Source organism: Olsenella phocaeensis (assembly GCF_900120385.1).
Lineage (GTDB): Bacteria > Actinomycetota > Coriobacteriia > Coriobacteriales > Atopobiaceae > Olsenella_I > Olsenella_I phocaeensis.
Genome location: NZ_LT635494.1, coordinates 918,374 through 936,660, shown reverse-complemented (window position 1 = coordinate 936,660; position 18,287 = coordinate 918,374). Strand labels below are relative to the sequence as shown.

At 69.7% G+C, this 18,287-nt stretch carries 14 protein-coding genes and 1 pseudogene; 8 read left to right on the top strand and 7 right to left on the bottom strand.

The window, feature by feature from the left end; all coding sequences use genetic code 11:
- From BQ7388_RS04415 to BQ7388_RS04405, 3 genes and pseudogenes are all read left to right on the top strand, one after another.
- Positions 1-784, top strand: a 784-nt coding sequence (locus tag BQ7388_RS04415; RefSeq protein WP_200781426.1) for an NAD(P)/FAD-dependent oxidoreductase, incomplete at its 5' end; no start/stop codon positions are given.
- 573 nt (positions 785-1,357) lie between these two features.
- Positions 1,358-2,509 (top strand): annotated as a pseudogene (locus tag BQ7388_RS04410) (NAD(P)/FAD-dependent oxidoreductase); the annotation flags it as partial.
- Positions 2,510-2,562: 53 nt separating this feature from the next.
- Positions 2,563-3,240, top strand: a complete 678-nt coding sequence (locus tag BQ7388_RS04405; RefSeq protein ID WP_234946836.1) for an ABC transporter substrate-binding protein — start codon at positions 2,563-2,565, stop codon at positions 3,238-3,240.
- 366 nt (positions 3,241-3,606) lie between these two features.
- On the opposite strand, the gene BQ7388_RS04400 is transcribed toward BQ7388_RS04405, so the two are convergent.
- The gene (locus BQ7388_RS04400; RefSeq protein WP_062529868.1) at positions 3,607-4,323 is read right to left on the bottom strand and encodes a DUF554 domain-containing protein; all 717 of its coding nucleotides are present in this window, start codon (positions 4,321-4,323) and stop codon (positions 3,607-3,609) included.
- 300 nt (positions 4,324-4,623) lie between these two features.
- On the opposite strand from BQ7388_RS04400, the gene BQ7388_RS04395 reads away from it, so the two are divergent.
- Positions 4,624-4,839: a hypothetical protein gene (locus BQ7388_RS04395; RefSeq protein ID WP_072499864.1), complete on the top strand. Its 216-nt coding sequence runs from the start codon at positions 4,624-4,626 to the stop codon at positions 4,837-4,839.
- Here BQ7388_RS04395 and BQ7388_RS04390 read toward each other — a convergent pair.
- From BQ7388_RS04390 to BQ7388_RS11885, 3 genes are all read right to left on the bottom strand, one after another.
- Positions 4,836-8,228, bottom strand: a complete 3,393-nt coding sequence (locus BQ7388_RS04390; RefSeq protein WP_072499863.1) for a DEAD/DEAH box helicase — start codon at positions 8,226-8,228, stop codon at positions 4,836-4,838. The two genes, BQ7388_RS04395 and BQ7388_RS04390, sit on opposite strands and share 4 nt — an antisense overlap.
- Positions 8,113-9,630, bottom strand: coding sequence for an SNF2 helicase associated domain-containing protein (locus BQ7388_RS04385; RefSeq protein WP_234946834.1), 1,518 nt, complete (start codon positions 9,628-9,630; stop codon positions 8,113-8,115). The genes BQ7388_RS04390 and BQ7388_RS04385 overlap by 116 nt, the downstream gene beginning before the upstream one ends.
- Positions 9,631-9,810: 180 nt before the next feature.
- The gene (locus tag BQ7388_RS11885; protein WP_159430787.1) at positions 9,811-10,677 is read right to left on the bottom strand and encodes a DMT family transporter; all 867 of its coding nucleotides are present in this window, start codon (positions 10,675-10,677) and stop codon (positions 9,811-9,813) included.
- On the opposite strand from BQ7388_RS11885, the gene BQ7388_RS04370 reads away from it, so the two are divergent.
- The 4 genes from BQ7388_RS04370 (at position 10,621) to BQ7388_RS04355 (ending at position 14,202) form a co-directional block, all read left to right on the top strand.
- Positions 10,621-11,313, top strand: coding sequence for an iron-sulfur cluster assembly scaffold protein (locus BQ7388_RS04370; protein ID WP_009279610.1), 693 nt, complete (start codon positions 10,621-10,623; stop codon positions 11,311-11,313). The genes BQ7388_RS11885 and BQ7388_RS04370 overlap by 57 nt on opposite strands.
- Positions 11,314-11,331: 18 nt before the next feature.
- Positions 11,332-12,336, top strand: coding sequence for a GGGtGRT protein (locus BQ7388_RS04365; protein ID WP_009279611.1), 1,005 nt, complete (start codon positions 11,332-11,334; stop codon positions 12,334-12,336).
- Positions 12,337-12,500: 164 nt separating this feature from the next.
- Positions 12,501-13,226 carry a D/L-lactic acid transporter LarD gene (gene larD, locus BQ7388_RS04360; RefSeq protein WP_062529864.1) on the top strand — a complete coding sequence of 242 codons (726 nt, stop codon included), beginning with the start codon at positions 12,501-12,503 and terminating at the stop codon, positions 13,224-13,226.
- Between the two features lie 91 nt (positions 13,227-13,317).
- The gene (locus BQ7388_RS04355) at positions 13,318-14,202 is read left to right on the top strand and encodes a DegV family protein (protein WP_072499862.1); all 885 of its coding nucleotides are present in this window, start codon (positions 13,318-13,320) and stop codon (positions 14,200-14,202) included.
- Positions 14,203-14,359: 157 nt separating this feature from the next.
- Here BQ7388_RS04355 and murI read toward each other — a convergent pair whose 3' ends face one another.
- The 3 genes from murI to BQ7388_RS04340 form a co-directional block, all read right to left on the bottom strand.
- Positions 14,360-15,133: a glutamate racemase gene (gene murI / locus BQ7388_RS04350; protein ID WP_072499861.1), complete on the bottom strand. Its 774-nt coding sequence runs from the start codon at positions 15,131-15,133 to the stop codon at positions 14,360-14,362.
- Positions 15,134-15,193: 60 nt separating this feature from the next.
- Complete coding sequence (locus BQ7388_RS13330; protein WP_327196094.1) at positions 15,194-16,006, bottom strand: ABC transporter ATP-binding protein; 813 nt, start codon at positions 16,004-16,006, stop codon at positions 15,194-15,196.
- A gap of 464 nt (positions 16,007-16,470) precedes the next feature.
- On the bottom strand, positions 16,471-18,237 hold the full coding sequence (locus BQ7388_RS04340) for an ABC transporter ATP-binding protein/permease (RefSeq protein ID WP_072499860.1): 1,767 nt from the start codon (positions 18,235-18,237) through the stop codon (positions 16,471-16,473).
- Between the last annotated feature and the right edge of the window lie 50 nt (positions 18,238-18,287).

Below are 18,287 nucleotides of genomic sequence, written 5' to 3'. Positions count from 1 at the left end.
GCGCTGGGACGCCGGGCGCCGGGGCGAGCTTCGCGCCCAGACGGTCGTCCTCGCCACGGGCGGGACCAACTCCGTGGGCGGTGGCGCACTGACCGACGACCTGGGGCTGGAACGCAGGCCCCTCTCGCCCGCCCTCTGCCCCGTGGCCTGCGAGGACTCCCCCCTGTCGCTGCTCGACGGGAGGCGCGCCCAGGTGGACCTGAGCCTCGTGCGCGACGACGACCTCCTCCCCTGCTGGCACGAGCGGGGCGAGCTCCTCTTCAGGGACTACGGAATCTCGGGCATCGTGACCTTCGACCTCTCGAGGCGCGCCCGTCCCGGCGACTGGGCCCTCGTCGACCTCGTGCCGGACCACGGCGTGTCGGAGCTCCGCCAGATCGTGGGCATGGACCCCGAGCCGGGCTGCCTCGACGGCGTGCTGGACCCCGAGGTCGCACGGCTGCTCGAGCGGCTCGCACGCGAGCGCTGGGACCCCGGCGCGCCCCAGCTGGGCCCCGCACCGCGCGACGACGACGTGGACTGGCTCGTCCACCTGACCAAGCAGCTCCCCCTGCGCATCACCGGACTCGTTGCCCAGAAGGGCGCGCAGGTCTGCCAGGGAGGGCTCCAGAACAGGCAGTTCGACCCGCAGAGCCTGCGGTGCGAGACGTACCCCAGCCTCCTCGCCTGCGGGGAGGCCCTGGACGTGGACGGCGACTGCGGAGGCCTCAACCTCTCGTGGGCGTGGAAGAGCGGCCTCGTCGCTGGCAGGTCCGCGGCGGAGGCCGCGAGGAAGGCAGGCTAGCGTGCTCGAGCTCTCTGGCATCCGCATACCCCTGGACCAGCTGGACGGCAGCGAGCGCCCGGAGGAGCTTGCCCTGAGGCGCGCCGTCCTCCGTCGATTGCACCTGACGCCCGACGACCTCGCGGCTGTCCAGCCGCGCAAGCGCTCGGTGGATGCGCGCAAGAAGTCGGACGTCCNGCGAGGGCGCGGGCTATGCGGGCGGCATCATGAGCGCGGCCACGGACGGACTGCGCGTGGCCGAGGCGCTGGTGGGGAGCCTGGCGTAGGGCGACGGAGAGGGACCCCCTACGTCCCAGGGTTCTCTCCCGCCTCCCCCATCGCCACCTGCGGAGGGTTTGCCTCCTTTTGGAGCGAAATCCCATCGTCGGGGTGTTGCCGTGGGTAGACCAACCCCAAGCGAGAACGGTTCGCGTGAATGGGGGGTGGCTCAAGATGCGGGAGGTCAGGGTCGACCGCTCGGCCGCAAGCCCCGAGGAGCAGAGGAAGACCGAGAGGTGGCACGAGTCGGTGAGGGACTCCATGCGCGAGCTGGGTGCCTCACAGGCAAACGTCGGTCTGGTGGTGCTGGTCNGGGCCAACGCGGAAGCCGAGCTCCTGCGCAGGCTCAGGCGCCGCCACTCCCCCGTCCTGCGGCAGCTCCGCCAGGTCGAGGAGGATCGGCTCGCCTGGCCGGCCCACCTGGGCACCGCTCCCGTCCGGCGTCCCGTGGTCGTCGGGGCGGGCTGTGCCGGACTCTTCTGCGCGCTCTCGCTGGCCGAGGCCGGGCTCGAGCCCCTGCTCGTGGAGCGCGGCCGGGACGCACGGCGGCGCAGCGCCGACATCGAGCGCTTCAATCGCACCGGCGAGCTGGACCCCTCGAGCAACGTCCAGTTCGGCCTGGGCGGCGCCGGGACCTTCTCCGACGGAAAGCTGGGAACGGGCACGAAGAGCCCCGCGCACCGCCTCATCCTCCAGACCCTCGTGGACGCAGGCGCGTCGCGTCAGATCCTCTGGGACGCCAAGCCCCACGTGGGCAGCGACGTGCTGCCCACGGTGGTCACCAACGTCTGCCAGCGCATCCGCGATCTGGGCGGGGAGGTCCGCTTCGGCAGCAGGATGGTGGGACTCTCCCTTGCCGGGGGACGCGTCAGCGGCGTCACGCTCGAGGAGGAGCGTGCGGGGGGCATCCTCGTCGAGGAGCGCGTTCCCGCCACCGACGTGGTCCTGGCCTGCGGACACTCCGCCCGCGACGTCTTCGAGCTCCTGCGCGACTCCGGCGTCAGGCTGGAGCGCAAGACCTTCGCCATGGGCATGCGTATCGAGCACCCGCAGGCCCTCGTCGACCGCGCCCAGTATGGCCCCTTTGCGGGGCACCCCGCCCTGGGCGCCGCCCCCTACAAGCTGGTCGCCCACCTGGACTCCGGGCGCAGCGCCTTCTCGTTCTGCATGTGTCCCGGCGGATACGTCGTTGCCGCCGCGAGCGAGCCGGGCGGCGTGGTGACCAACGGCATGAGCCTCTCGGACCGCGCGGGCACCAACGCGAACTCGGGGCTCCTCGCCAACGTCTTCCCCGAGGACCTGCCCGGGGACGACGTCCTCGCCGGCGTGGGACTCCAGCGCCAGTGCGAGCGAGCGGCATTTTCGGCGGGAGGCGGCGCGTACGTGGCGCCCGCCCAGCTGGTGGGAGACTTCCTGCAGGGCGTCCCCTCCTCCGCGCGCAGGGAGGGGGCTCCGCCGGCGGCACGGCGGGATCCGCGACGGAGGCGGGCTACACCCTCGTCGAGCCCGGGAAGCTCACGATGATCAGCAACTTCTACTTCCCGCCCTTCGTCTCGATGAACGCCGACACGGGCGACTACGAGGGCTTCGACGTCGACCTCTACAAGGCGGTGTGCGAGAAGCTCGGGCTCGAGCCCAACATCCTGCCCACGGTGCAGTTCGACACCATCGTCCCCACCATCAAGCAGGGCGGCAAGGCCGACGTGTCCCTGGGTGCCGTCACCATCACCGACAAGCGCCTGCAAGAGATCGACTTCAGCGACCCCTACCTGGACTCCAACCAGGCCATCGTCGTCAAGCAGGGCAGCGCCGCCACGACGGCGGACGCCCTCAACGCCTCCGGGACCCAGATTGCCGTGCAATCCGGCACCACCGGCGAGGCATGGTCGCGCGAGAACCTCCCCAACGCCACCATCGTCCCTTTGGACGACATCATCCAGTGCCTGACCGGCATCCAGACCGGCCTCTACGCCGCTTCCGTCTGCGACCTGCCCGTCGCAAGCTACGAGATCAGCAGCGCCTACGCAGACCTGGTCATCCCCGACGGCGGCCAAATCCCGACCGGCGAGCAGTACGGCATCGTCGTGAGCAAGGACAACCCCAAGCTCACCCAGGCGATCAACGATGCCCTTGTCGAGCTGCAGTCAGACGGGACGCAGGACCAGATCGAGCAGAAGTGGTTCGGCTCCACGATCTAGCACGTGGGATCTAGCACGTGGGTCGTCGCGGGGAAGGGGCGTGGCGGTCAGAGGCTCCAGCGGGCGATTGGGGCAGGCGGCTCCAACGGACGCGGGCGGCTGGAACAGTTGGCTCCAGCGGGCGCGGGCAGCTGCAAAGTTGGCTGCGAACTTCTCCTCCGTGGGATTGGCTGCGTCCCCCGTGGGGTTAGCTGCGGACTTCTCCCCTTCCAGAGTCCGCATCTAACGCGCCGAATCCTGGGGTCTTGCATGTTGCACGACCAAACGCATCGTTGGCTGCGTAGTTTGCCCTCGCAAAACTGCGCAGCCAACTTCTTTAGGGCGAGCGGACGACTTCTCGGGCGCGCGGACGACTTCCAGAGCCGCCTAAAGCAGTCCTAGCGCCTGCATGGGCGGCACGAGCAGGATGGGCATGAAGGCGGACGGGAGCATGTTGGCCACCTTGAGGTCGGTCAGCTTGAGCAGGTTGATCCCCACCGCGAAGAGCAGCACCGACCCCGCGAGCGCCACCTCGGCCACGACCTCGGAGGAGAGCAGTCCTCCCAGCACGGCCGCGAGCGCGCTCAGCACGCCCTCGTAGACAATCAGGCTCACCCCGCAGAAGGGCACGCCGATGCCCATCGTAGCCGCGAAGGGGATGCACACCACCAGGTCGATGACGCCCTTTGACACCAGAGTCGCGTGGTCGAGCTGGATTCCGCTCTGGAGCGAGCCCATGATCGCCATCGCCCCCGTGCAGGTGAAGAGCGTGGCCGACACGAAGCCCTCGGAGAAGCTGCCCAGGCGCTCGCTGCCTTCGAAGGCCGCGTTGATGCGTCGCTGCGCCCAGGAGCCCAGACGCGTGACCTGGCGGTCGATGTCCAACCAGAAGCCCAAGAGGCAGCCCAGGGCAAGCGAGAGGGTCGCCACGATGACGCTGCCGCCCTGCGCCATGCCCTGGACCCCCACGAGCACCACGCAGAGGCCCTGTCCCTTGAGGAGGAAGTCCCCGAGCTCGTCCGAGACCCGGCTCTTGAACGCCAGGCCTATGAGCCCGCCCACGAAGGCCTCGAGACCGTTTGCGATAGCACCAATGAGAAACACCGTGGAGCCTCCCCCGCGCGCGCATGCGTACCGTGCCCGCCCACAATAGTGCAACGGGCGACGGCCGAGAGCGCTGGCGGTCGCTCTTCACCTCACGCCGACGCTCGTCGCGCCTCTCGCCAGCTCCGTTACGTCGAACGCGTCTCTCGCCAGCTCGAGCACGTCAAACGCGTCAGCCGTGTGCGCCAATACGTCCAACGCGTCTGATGCCTCTACGTTTGCCCAGTTGAGCGGCGGAGAAAAAACGCGATCGACGTAGTCGAGAGTACAACGCACGCACTGGACGTAGTCGCGACGCAGATGCGCGCGCTGGACGTAGTCGCGACGCAGATGCGCGCGCCGGACGTAGTCGGGAGCACAACGCGCGCGCCGGACGTAGTCGGGAGCACAACGCGCGCGTTGGACGTAGTCGAGAGCAAGACGCACGCGCTGGACGTAGTCGAGAGCACAACGCACGCGATCGACGTGGTCGCGGCGCGGACGAACAACGCACGGTCGCCCGCGCCCGAGGCCTAGTCCCCGAGCAGCTTGAGCAGATCCTCTCGCCTGAGCGAGGCGAGGCTCATGCCCTCCCCCGAGCCCACGACCTGCTCCGCAAGGTCGCTCTTCGCCTCCTGGAGCGCCAGGATACGGTCCTCGATGCTGTCGCGCACGATGACCTTGTAGACCATGACGTCGCGGGTCTGCCCGATGCGGTGGGCACGGTCGGTCGCCTGGTCCTGGGCAGCCGCGTTCCACCAGGGATCGGCGTGCACCACGATGGAGGCGCCCGTCAGGTTGAGGCCCGTGCCGCCAGCCTTGAGCGAGATCAGGAACACCGGCGTCTGGTCCTCGTTGAAGGCGTTCACCAGCTCGAGGCGCCTCTTCTTGGGCGTCGCCCCCGTGATGGTGTAGTAGGGGTGCCCACGTTCGTCCAGCTCGTGCGCGATGAGGGCGAGATAGCTCGTGAACTGCGAGAAGACGAGCATCTTGGACCCCGAGTCCACGGCGCTCTGCACCAGCTCGAGCACCGCGTCCAGCTTGCAGGAGGGGCCGTCGTAGTCCTCGAAGAGGAGGCGCGGGTCGCAGCAGATCTGCCTCAGGCGGGTGAGCTCCGCCAGGACCTGGAGCTTGCCCGAGTCGAAGCCGTCGTCGCTCTGCTTCGTGAGCGAGAGCCGCAGTGCCTGCTCGCTGGCGGAGTAGAGGCTCCTCTGCTCTCCCTCCATCCGGGCGTAGACCACCTGCTCGAGCTTCTCGGGCAGGTCGTGCAGGACCTCTCGCTTGAGGCGGCGGAGCACGAAGGGGCCCACGGCGGCGCGCAGCCTCTGGGCGACCTCCTCGTCACCCTCCACGATGGGCTGCTCGTAGCGGTCGCGGAAGCGGTCATAGGAGCCCAGGAGCCCCGGCATCAGGAAGTCGAAGATGCTCCAGAGCTCCGAGAGCCGGTTCTCTATGGGCGTGCCGGTGAGGGCGAAGCGGTGGCGCGCGTCGAGCGCCTTGACCGCGCGGGCGGCGAGAGTCTCGTGGTTCTTGACGTACTGCGCCTCGTCCAGCACCTCGCACCACAGCGGCATGGCCATCCAGGCCTCCACGTCCCGCCGCAAGAGGTCGTAGGAGGTGACGAGCACCTCGTGGCCCGGCTCCCTGCGGACGCGGTCTCGCTCCGTCGCCGTGCCCGCGACCACCGCCACGTCCAGCTGCGGGGCGAACTTCTCGAACTCGGCCTGCCAGTTGTAGACCAGGGAGGCCGGGCACACGATCAGGGTGAGGCCCCTGCCGCGGCGGGCGAGCAGGAGCGAGATGAGCTGCAGGGACTTGCCCAGTCCCATCTCGTCGGCGAGGATCCCGCCGAAGCCCATGTCGCAGAGGGCGCTCAGCCAGCCGAAGCCCTCGGCCTGATAAGGCCTGAGCAGGCCGGCGAGCGACGCGGGCGGCTCGTAGTCCGCCGGGTCGTGCGAGCGGAAGTCGCGCAGGAACTCCCTGAACGACTCGTCCTTCTCGTCGTCAGAGACCAGGGTGTCGAGGAGGGCGAGCTTGTAGGAGGGAATCCGGGCATGCCCGCTGGCAAGCTCCCGCGAGCCAAGCCCGAGCTCGTCGGCGAGGCGCTCCGCCTCGTCCAGGTCGAGGCCCGAGAGGTCAACGAAGGAACCGTCCCTGAGGCGGTGGAAGCGCTTGCGTCGGCGGTAGCTCCCGAGCAGGGCATGGAGCTCCGAGAGCGGCAGGTCGTCGGCGGACACGCTGAGGTCGATGAGGTTGGACCTCACGGAGAGGCCCAGGCGCACCCGGGGCCTGGCGTCGCTCGCCAGGCGGTCGAACTCGGGCGTCGTGAGCACCCGGCCCATCGCGGCGAACTCCGCGAGGCCAGAGAAGAGCAGGCGGGCAATGGCATCATCGGAGCGGGCGGGTATGCGGGCGAGCCCCTCCCCCTTGCGCCCCGACAGATAGCGCAGGGCGAGCTGACGGGCGCCGACCTCGGCCTCGAGGTCACGCCCAGGCTCCACGACGGACCCCAGCTCGTAGGCGAGCACGTGGTGGCGGCGCTCGCCATAGGCCGCCTGGACGTCGCAGCTCACGCCCTCCCTGTCGTAGTCGAAGTAGAACTCGACCTGGCAGGGCAGCGGTCGCAGCTCGTCCAGTGACTCGGGCAGCTCCACGTCCATGGCTCGCTCGAGCTTGGGCAGGAGGTTCGCCGCGAAGCGCGGTGCGTCGGCGGCGGAGAGGAGCAGCTGGGGAAGCGGGCTCCCGAAGACCCCGGTGAGGAAGGGCGCCACGCGCTCGAGGCGGGCCGGGCAGCGCCAGAGGGTGTCCCCCTCCACGGCATAGAGGTGCTCGTCGGTGGAGAAGAACTCCGCCGACCCCTGGCGCTCAAGCTCGTAGGAGTCGTCGCCGGCGGGGCGTACGGCCAAGCGTAGGCGGGGCTCCCCGTCGCGCACCACGACGCGCCGGGTCGACGCTGGCCTGCGGGCCAGGGCGGGCACGCTCTCGAGCTCCAGCTCGCTCCCCAGCATGAGCTCGAGAAGCTCGTCGGCCTCCGGGCCGGACAGCCTGAGCTCCCGCCCCGCAGACGATCCCGAGGCGCCCGACACGCCGAAGACCCTGCCGCCAAGGCGCTCCGACGAGAAGGCCCTCCGGTTCTGCACCGCACGCGAGAGGAAGCGCAGGAGCTCGCGGGAGGGCAGGTCGAACATGCGCTGCTCGTGCACGAAGGCGAGCCTCTTGCCGTACTCGAAGAACTCCTCCCCCTGCACGGCCTGGACCAGGCCCGAGATGCTCCGCACCACGTAGGAGCCATGCGAGCCCCCTATGCGAAGGCGCAGGAAGAGGTCGCGGTCGCGCACCAGCGTGGGCAGAAGCCGGACGCCGCCCGGGCGCTCCGGCGTCTGGCCNTAGCGCAGGGCGAGCTGACGGGCGCCGACCTCGGCCTCGAGGTCACGCCCAGGCTCCACGACGGACCCCAGCTCGTAGGCGAGCACGTGGTGGCGGCGCTCGCCATAGGCCGCCTGGACGTCGCAGCTCACGCCCTCCCTGTCGTAGTCGAAGTAGAACTCGACCTGGCAGGGCAGCGGTCGCAGCTCGTCCAGTGACTCGGGCAGCTCCACGTCCATGGCTCGCTCGAGCTTGGGCAGGAGGTTCGCCGCGAAGCGCGGTGCGTCGGCGGCGGAGAGGAGCAGCTGGGGAAGCGGGCTCCCGAAGACCCCGGTGAGGAAGGGCGCCACGCGCTCGAGGCGGGCCGGGCAGCGCCAGAGGGTGTCCCCCTCCACGGCATAGAGGTGCTCGTCGGTGGAGAAGAACTCCGCCGACCCCTGGCGCTCAAGCTCGTAGGAGTCGTCGCCGGCGGGGCGTACGGCCAAGCGTAGGCGGGGCTCCCCGTCGCGCNATCGCGGCGAACTCCGCGAGGCCAGAGAAGAGCAGGCGGGCAATGGCATCATCGGAGCGGGCGGGTATGCGGGCGAGCCCCTCCCCCTTGCGCCCCGACAGATAGCGCAGGGCGAGCTGACGGGCGCCGACCTCGGCCTCGAGGTCACGCCCAGGCTCCACGACGGACCCCAGCTCGTAGGCGAGCACGTGGTGGCGGCGCTCGCCATAGGCCGCCTGGACGTCGCAGCTCACGCCCTCCCTGTCGTAGTCGAAGTAGAACTCGACCTGGCAGGGCAGCGGTCGCAGCTCGTCCAGTGACTCGGGCAGCTCCACGTCCATGGCTCGCTCGAGCTTGGGCAGGAGGTTCGCCGCGAAGCGCGGTGCGTCGGCGGCGGAGAGGAGCAGCTGGGGAAGCGGGCTCCCGAAGACCCCGGTGAGGAAGGGCGCCACGCGCTCGAGGCGGGCCGGGCAGCGCCAGAGGGTGTCCCCCTCCACGGCATAGAGGTGCTCGTCGGTGGAGAAGAACTCCGCCGACCCCTGGCGCTCAAGCTCGTAGGAGTCGTCGCCGGCGGGGCGTACGGCCAAGCGTAGGCGGGGCTCCCCGTCGCGCACCACGACGCGCCGGGTCGACGCTGGCCTGCGGGCCAGGGCGGGCACGCTCTCGAGCTCCAGCTCGCTCCCCAGCATGAGCTCGAGAAGCTCGTCGGCCTCCGGGCCGGACAGCCTGAGCTCCCGCCCCGCAGACGATCCCGAGGCGCCCGACACGCCGAAGACCCTGCCGCCAAGGCGCTCCGACGAGAAGGCCCTCCGGTTCTGCACCGCACGCGAGAGGAAGCGCAGGAGCTCGCGGGAGGGCAGGTCGAACATGCGCTGCTCGTGCACGAAGGCGAGCCTCTTGCCGTACTCGAAGAACTCCTCCCCCTGCACGGCCTGGACCAGGCCCGAGATGCTCCGCACCACGTAGGAGCCATGCGAGCCCCCTATGCGAAGGCGCAGGAAGAGGTCGCGGTCGCGCACCAGCGTGGGCAGAAGCCGGACGCCGCCCGGGCGCTCCGGCGTCTGGCCGCCCACCACCACGTGGCGCGCCGCCTCGCTGCGGTCGAGGAGCTCGCCCAGGACGGACGAGGTGCTGGCGTGCATGGTGCGGCTGTGACCCTCGTACGACTCGGGGCTGGCGTTGTAGTCGAGGGCGAGGGCGATGCTGTGCTTGCAGGGGCCGGGGTAGCGGTCCGAGGCGGGGCAGGTGCAGGAGTAGGAGGTGACGCGGTCGGCCGCCTCGTCGAAGGCGATGCGCGCGTCGTAGTGGTCGGCGTAGCCCGACGACGACGCAACCCTGCCCGACAGCCTGGTGAGGGCCCCGTCATAGTCGCAGGACCTCCGGCCGATGGACCCCGAGCGATGCGCGATGATACGGCCCCTGCCAAGGATGGCGGGCCTGCAGGCACGGCTCAGGGCGATCTCGGAAATCACGGGGCCTCCTCACGGGTTGCGCTCGCCGCGCCGCCGGACGGGCGAACGGTAGCGAACCAGCGTAGCCCATCGGAGGGCGCCAGGCGGGCAGACGAGGCCAAAGCCCACCATAACTACGGGAACGGGATAACTACGGGAACGGGACCCGACGAGACGCCACAGGGGGCGCACCGCCTCCGCCTACGCGCGCCCCTTGCCCCTGCCGCCGGCGAGCTCGCTCACCAGCACGGCGGAGAAGACCAGCGCGAAGCCCAGCGCCAGCTGGGGCGTGAGGGGCTCGCCGTAGAGGAGCACGCTAAAGAGCATGGCGAAGACGCTCTCGAGCGAGAGGAGCAGGGCGGCGCGCGAAGGGTCCACCTTCTTCTGGGCGACGTTCTGTATGAGGAGAGCCACGACCGAGGCCAGGACGACCAGATAGGCGAGCTGCAGCCAGAAGTCGACCCCCAGGTCGAGCGCGTGCGGCAGGGGCTCGCGGGCGAGCGCGTAGGCGAGGCTCACCGCCGAGCTCACGAAGAACATGACGATGGTGAGGGTCACGCTGTCGTGGGCGCTGCCGTAGCGGCCCACCGCGACGATGTTGAGCGCGAAGAAGAGCGCCGAGAGGAGGGTGAGCCAGTCTCCCCCGGAAAGCCAGGGCGAGAGGTCCCCCCGAAGCGAGACGAGACCCACCCCCACCAGGCACATGAAGGCGGCGACCAGGTTGTTCGCGCCGGGACGCCGCCTCTGGACCAGCCAGTCGACGAAGGGGACCATCACGCAGTAGGTGGCGGTGAGAAGGGCGTTCCTGCCAGGGGTCGTGTCGGTGAGGCCGACGTTCTGTATCAGGAAGGCGAGACCCTCGGGCAGGCCCACCATGAGGCCGGCGGCGAGGTGGCTACCGTCGAGGTTGTCGCGCAGGCGCCCCCAGAAGACGGCGGCGAGGATCGCCCCCGCCAGGAAGAAGCGGGCGGCGANGGAACCAGGGCGCCATACGTGGTGGAGAGGAGAATCATGCAGTATTCCGCAGAAGTGGAAGGGATGTGCCCCGTCGCCAAGGGCGCGTACCACGGTCCTGCACCCATCCCCGAGGAGGGCAAGTGGGTCCAGGCCAAGGAGATCAAGGACATCTCCGGCTACACGCACGGCATCGGCTGGTGCGCACCCCAGCAGGGTGCCTGCAAGCTGAGCCTCAACGTCAAGGAGGGCGTCATCGAGGAGGCGCTCGTCGAGACCATCGGCTGCTCGGGCATGACCCACTCCGCCGCCATGGCCGCCGAGATCCTCCCCGGCAAGACCATCCTCGAGGCCCTGAACACCGACCTCGTCTGCGACGCCATCAACGTCGCCATGCGCGAGCTCTTCCTGCAGATCGTCTACGGCCGCAGCCAGACCGCGTTCTCCGAGGGCGGCCTGCCCGTCGGCGCCGGCCTCGACGACCTCGGCAAGGGTCTGCGCTCCATGGTGGGCACCACCTACGGCACCAAGGCCAAGGGCGCCCGCTACCTCGAGCTCGCCCAGGGCTACGTGACCCACCTCGCCCTCAACGAGAAGGACGAGATCATCGGCTTCGAGTACCTCAACCTCGGCAAGTTCACCGACGCCATCAAGAAGGGCGTCGACCCCAAGCAGGCCGTCGACGACGCCATCGGCCGCTACGGCCAGTGGGACAGCCCGGCCAAGGTCATCGACCCCCGCGAAGAGTAGAGAGAGGAGCTGAGCATAGTGGCAGTTACGTTCGAAGGCTACGAGCGCCGCATCGACAAGATCACCAAGGCCTGTGAGCAGTATGGCATCGCCGACCTCGACGAGGCCCTGAAGATCTGCACCGACCTCGGCTTTAACCCGTATGACATCACCACGGGCATCCAGTCCATCGCGTTCGAGAACGCCAAGTGGGCCTACACCCTGGGCTGCGCTATCGCCGTGAAGAAGGGCTGCAAGACCGCCTCTGAGGCCGCCGCGGCCATCGGCGAGGGCCTGCAGGCCTTCTGCGTCCCCGGCTCCGTCGCCGAGGACCGCAAGGTCGGCCTGGGCCACGGCAACCTCGGCGCCATGCTCCTGGGCGAGGACACCGAGTGCTTCGCCTTCCTGGCCGGCCACGAGTCCTTCGCCGCCGCCGAGGGCGCCATCGGCATCGCCAACAACGCCAACAAGGCCCGCAAGAAGCCCCTGCGCGTCATCCTGAACGGCCTCGGCAAGGACGCCGCCCAGATCATCGCCCGCATCAACGGCTTCACCTACGTGAAGACCCAGTTCGACTACTTCACCGGCGAGCTCAAGGTCGTCGAGACCATCCCCTACTCCGACGGCCCGCGCGCCAAGGTCAACTGCTACGGCGCCGACGACGTCCGCGAGGGCGTCGCCATCATGTGGCACGAGAACGTCGACATCTCCATCACCGGCAACTCCACCAACCCCACGCGCTTCCAGCACCCCGTCGCGGGCACCTACTTCAAGGAGCGCACGCTCGCGGGCAAGAAGTACTTCTCCGTGGCCTCCGGCGGCGGCACCGGCCGCACCCTGCACCCGGACAACATGGCCGCCGGCCCCGCCTCCTACGGCATGACCGACACCATGGGCCGCATGCACTCCAGCGCCCAGTTCGCCGGCTCCTCCTCCGTCCCCGCGCACGTGGACATGATGGGCCTCATCGGCATGGGCAACAACCCGATGGTAGGCTGCACCGTGGCCTGCGCCGTCGCGGTCGAGGAGGCCCTCGCCAAGTAGGCGCCCTCACCAGCCACAAGTTCTGACCAGGGGTCGTCGCCTTCGGGCGGCGGCCCCTTCTCCATGCCCGTCCGGCAGGATGCGCCGGGGCGGGCGGGACGAGGCTCGGGGCCTGCTAAGATGGTGGGAGCCCAAGCCCAGATGGCCGACACAAGGAGGCCCCCATGCCCCACGCAGTCCTGGCAGAGTTCGCGAGCACGGCCCTCATGATCGTCTTCGGCGTCGGCGTGCACTGCGACACCGTGCTCAAAGGCACCAAGTACCAGGGATCGGGGCACATGTTCGCCATCACCACCTGGTCCTTCGGCATCTCGGTCTGCCTCTTCGTCTTCGGCGGCTCGGTCTGCATGAACCCCGCCATGACCCTCGCCCAGTGCATCCTGGGGCTGGTCCCCTGGGGGATGTTCGTGCCCTACGTCGTCGCCCAGATGCTCGGAGCCTTCCTGGGGGCCGTCGTCGCCTGGTTCATGTACGCGGACGACTTCCGTGCCTCCGAGGGCGTCATCGACGCCACGGCGCAGCGCAACATCTTCTCCACCAACCCCGTAATCCAGAACCTCCCGCGCGACTTCGCCTGCGAGGCGCTCTGCACCTTCGTCTTCATCAGCGCCATCCTCGCCGCCGCCAGCCGCGCGGGCGAGAACGTGATCATGCTCGCCATCGCCGTGGGCCTCATCGTCTGGGCCGTGGGCATGGGCATGGGCGGCATCACGGGCTTTGCCATGAACCAGGCCCGCGACCTGGGTCCCCGCCTCGCCTACCAGCTCCTCCCCATCAAGGGGAAGGTGGACAACAACTGGCGCTACGGGCTTCTCGTCCCGGGCATCGCCCCCTTCGTGGGTGCCGTCGCCGCAGCCCTCTTCGTCCACGGCTTCCTGGGCGTCTTCTAGCGAGGAGTCCGAAGGCGCCGGGGAAGGCGCCTCTCGCCCGCACGGGCAAGCACCAGACCAAGCCACGGCCACGTCCCATCAGGAGGATGCGATGCATGACTACGTACTGAGCTGCTGCTCGACCGCCGACGTGACGGAGGACTTCCTCCACGCGCGCGACATCGAGTGCGTGTACTTCAACTACCAGGTCGACGGCGTCTGGTGCAAGGACGACTTCGGTCGCACGCACGCCCCCGCCGAGCTCTTCGAGCGGATGCTCTCCGGCGCGGACGTGACCACCTCGCAGGTCCCCGTCGGCGACTACATCGAGTTCTGGCGTCCCTTCCTCGAGGCGGGGAGGGACGTGCTGCACCTGACCCTCTCGTCCGGGATATCGGGCACCTATGGCTCCGCCTGTGCCGCCCGCGACCAGCTCGCGTCCGAGTTCCCCGAGCGCAGGCTCGTGGTCGTCGACTCCCTTGCCGCCTCGGCAGGATACGGACTGCTCATGGACCGCCTCGCGGAACTCCGCGAGGGCGGCATGGGGATCGAGGAGCTCGCCGCCTGGGCCCTGGAGCACCGCCTCGAGGTCCAGCACTGGTTCTTCTCGTTCGACCTGACCTTCTTCATCAGGGGCGGGCGCATCTCCAAGGCGGCGGGGCTCGTGGGTGGCCTGCTCAAGATCTGCCCCGTCATGGACGTGGAGGCGGACGGCTCGCTCGCGGTGGTGGAGAAGATACGCACCAAGGGCCGGGCGCAGAGGCGCGTGGTGCAGCTCATGCACGAGCTCGCGCAGGGTGGCGACGGCTACGACAAGCGCGTCTTCATCAGCAACTCCGCCTGCCTGGACGACGCCAGGACCGTCTCGGACCGCATCGAGGCCGAGTTCCCCCAAATGGACGGCAGGGTGCTCCACTTCGACATAGGAGCCACCATCAGCTGCCACACCGGCCCGGGCACCGTCGCCCTCTTCTTCTGGGGCAAGCCCCGCGCCTAGCCGGGCACCTCTTTTCCGCGGCACCACGACCGCCGGCCCGTCAATGGCGGGCTCGCGAGCGTCCTTCCGGCCCCGTTCACGCGGAGGCTAGGTTGGGGGATGGCCGACCAGACGACCAGACTTTAACAGGAGCTTCTGTCCCCGTTCGCGCGGGGGGCTAGGCCTTCATGCGGAAGAACTCCTCGTAGCGCTCCAGGACGCCCGGCCCCCTCAGGCTCGAGCGGAGCTCCACCCTGCCCTTCCCCTTCGAGGGCGAGAGAAGCGAGGCCTCGGACAGGAGCGAGCGCAGCCTGCGCGCGGTCCCCGCGCCGCCGTCGAAGAGGGGCACGTCACCCAGCACCTGACGGATCTGGCGGGCGACGAAGGGGTAGTGGGTGCAGCCCAGGACCACGGAGTCCACCGCACCGGCATACTCCCCCACCAGGCCTTCGATGAGCTCGAGCAGGTCGGGGGCGTCCAGGTCGCCCTGCTCGATGCGATGCGCGAGCCCCACGCAGGGGACGGCGATGACCTCGGAGCCCGAGCCGAACTCGCGGGCGAGGCGGTGGAACTTGTCAAGCCTCAGGGTTACCGGGGTGGCCATGACGAGGATGCGGTCGTGTGGGTCGTGCTCGGTGGCGGGCTTGAGCGCGGGCTCCACCCCCACGATGGGCAGGCTGGGGTGCTCGAGCCGAAGTTGGGCGGCGGCCGCGCTGGTGGCGGTGTTGCAGGCGATGACCACCGCCTTCGCGCCCTCTGCCAGGAAGGAGTCCACGATGCCCCCAGAGAGCTCCCTGAGCTCCCCCACGCCCCTCTCGCCGTAGGGGTTGTGCGCGGAGTCGCCGAAGAACACGAAGTCCTCGTGCGGCAGGAGGCCCACGAGCTCGCGCAGGACGCTGATCCCGCCCACGCCGGAGTCGAAGACGCCTATGAAGCCATCGACGGACGCCATGCGCCCTCCCTTCCGGGGCCCCGCCGACCCGTCCTGCCATGACGGGGCCGCGTGCCCACCCTAGCTTACGCGTCCGTCGTCCATGGAGAAGCTCGCGTCGGCCAGCGACATGGTGCTGGCGCGGTGGCTCACCAGGAGCACCGTCCTCTTGCCGCGCTGTCGGTCGAGGCTGCGCAGGATGGTGCCCTCGTTGAGGGAGTCCAGGTTGCTCGTGGGCTCGTCCAAGATCAGGAGGGGGGCGTCGTGCAGGAAGGCCCGGGCCAGGCCCAGGCGCTGCCTCTCTCCGCCCGAGAGCGTGTCCCCCAGCTCGCCCACCATGCTGTCGTAGCCCTGGGGCAGGCTCGTGACGAAGTCGTGGACGGACGCCGCGCGGCAGGCCTCCTCGAGCTCCTCCTGGGTCGCGTCGGGACGGGCTATGAGCAGGTTGTCCCGGATGCTGTCGTGGAAGAGCTGGGTGTCCTGCTCCACCAGGGCCTCGAGCGAGCGCAGGCAGCCGGTGTCCAGGGAGTCGATCCTCTCCCCAGACACCAGTATGCTGCCGCGGTCGGGATCCCAGAAGCGCATGAGCAGACGGCAGAGGGTCGACTTGCCGGACCCGCTCTTGCCCACGACGCCCACGACGCTCCCCCGCGGAAGCTCGAGCGACACGTCGCTCAGGACCCTCTCGCCCTCGTAGGAGAAGCTCACGCCCCTCAGCTCCGCACCGTCGAAGCCTACCTGCGCGCCATCGGTGACCTCCTCGACCTGGGGCTCCTCGTCCAGGAGGTCAAGGACGCGGCTGCCCGCGGCGAGCGTGGCCTGCAGGGCGGTGCCCAGGCGCGCCAGCNACCACCAGGTACCCCACGAGGGCGACCATGCCCAGACGCAGGTCATAACGGCCGAGGAAGGCGACCATGATGCCCGACATCACGGCCGCGATGCACACGGGCGACACGGTATGGGCGAAGAAGACCTCGAGCAGCTCCACGTCCGCAGTGAGGGTCGAGACGAGGTCGCCACGGTCGCTCCCCGCGAGGCGGGCCGGCGCAAGCTCCCTGAGCTTCCCGAAGACGAGGTCGCGGACGTGCGCGAGGAGGCGGAAGGCGATGTAGTGGTTGCAGCTCTGCTCGGCGTAGTGGAGCACCCCGCGCAGGACCGCCAAGGCGGCGAGGGCGCAGAACACCGCAGGCAGGCCCTCCGCCCCCAGGCTGCCGCGAGCGACGGAGACGGCTGCCCAGGCCGCGAGGGCAGGAAGGAAGGTGGCGCAGCAGAAGCCCGCAACCCCGCATGCCACCGCCACGACCATCACGCCGGCGAGAGGACGGGTGAGCGCCAGCATCCTCCCCATGACCCGGAACCTACTCGTCCTCATCCGCACCAGTCCCCTCGACCTCGGCCGGGGCGCCCGCCCCGGCGTAGCCCTCGAGCTCCCTCTGGCTCCCCCAGAGCCTCCCGTAGGCCTCGCAGCCCCGGAGCAGCTCCTCATGGCTTCCCGAGCCCACCACGCGACCCTCCTCCAGCACGTAGACCCTGGGCGCGTCGACCACGTTGGCAAGCCTGTGCGAGATGAGCACGACCGCCTTGTAGCGCGCGACCTCGCGCACCGCCGCCATGATCGCGTCCTCGCTCTCCACGTCCACGTTGCTCGTGGCCTCGTCCAGCACGAGCACGGACGACTCGTGCAGGAGTGCCCGGGCCAGGGCGAGCCGCTGCCTCTGCCCGCCCGAGAGGTTCTGCCCCTCCTGCTCCACGACCGTGTCGAGCCCCTGCTGCGTCCTGAGGTAGCCTGCGAGCGAGACCGAGCCCAGGGCGTCCCAGAGCTCCCCGTCGCTCGCGTCGGGCCTGGCCATGAGGAGGTTCTCGCGCACGCTGCCGCGGAAGAGGTGGGCCGCGCTGGGAACGGTGGTCACGTAGCGGGCGAGGTCGGCGCGGGAGAAGCTCTCGAGGGGCTTGCCCCCCAACAGCAGCTGGCCCTCCCAGCCCGACTCCCTGCCCGCGAGGAGCGCCGCCACGGTGGACTTGCCCGAGCCCGACTCGCCCACCAGCGCCGTGACGCCCACGGCAGGCACGTCCAGGCTCACCTCGTGCAGCACCTCCTGGCCGCCGGGATAGGAGAAGCTCAGGTGCGAGACGGACAGGTGGTCGCCGGGGACGATCCTCTCGCCCCCCTCCCCATCGCCCTCGGGGAGGTCGAGGACCCGAAAGATCTTGTCCGCCGCCGCCATCCCGTTCATGGCCACGTGGAAGTACGAGCCCAGCATACGCATGGGCAGGAAGAAGTCGGCGGAGAGGAGCACGACGGAGATGCAGCCCGCGAGGTCGACCCCACCCTCCGCGAGCTGCCAGAGCGCCACCGCCATGCCCGCCGCGGCCCCGCCCAGGGCCACGACGTCCATCACGATGATCGAGTTGAGCTGCATGCGCAGGACCTTCATCGTGACGACGCGGAAGCGCTCGGACTCCTCGTTCATGGCCTCGTGCCGGGCCGCGTCCGCCTGGTAGATCTTGAGGGTGGTGAGGCCCTGGAGGTTCTCGAGGAAGGAGTCACCCAGGGTCGCGTACTCGTCCCAGTAGCTCGCCAGGATGCGCTTGGCGACCTTCTGCACCAGGACGATGGCCACGGGAATCAGGGGCACGCACGCCAGGAGCACGAGGGACGCCGCCAGCGAGGTCCCCCTGAGGACGAGGAAGAGGGTCAGCGGCGCCAGCACCGAGTAGAGGAGCTGGGGCAGGTAGCTGCCGAAGTAGGTCTCGAGCTGCTCCGTGCCCTCGACCGAGAGCTGCACCAGCTCCGCCGTGGGAACGTCGCGCGTGTAGCCGGGACCGACCCTGAGGAGCTTCTCGAAGATGCGCTGCCTCAGCACGCGCCTCACGTCCGAGGAGGCTTCGAAGCACTGGTCGGCCTCGAGCCGCGTCGCCACCGCCTTGACGGCGCAGGAGAGAAGCCCCACTGCCAAGGCGGGGACGAACCCCTGGGTGGAAGCCCCCACGAGCCCCGCCAGCACGGGCGCCAGCGCCCACACCAGCACCACGTCGCAGGCAAGTGAGACCCACTTGAGCCCCACGGCGAGGAGCACGTGGCGCAGGGCCCCAGGCACCAGGTCCAAGAGACGCCTGTCCAACATCCGGCAACACCCTCCCTGCGCCGCAGCGGCGCGGCCGCGGGCGGGCGACG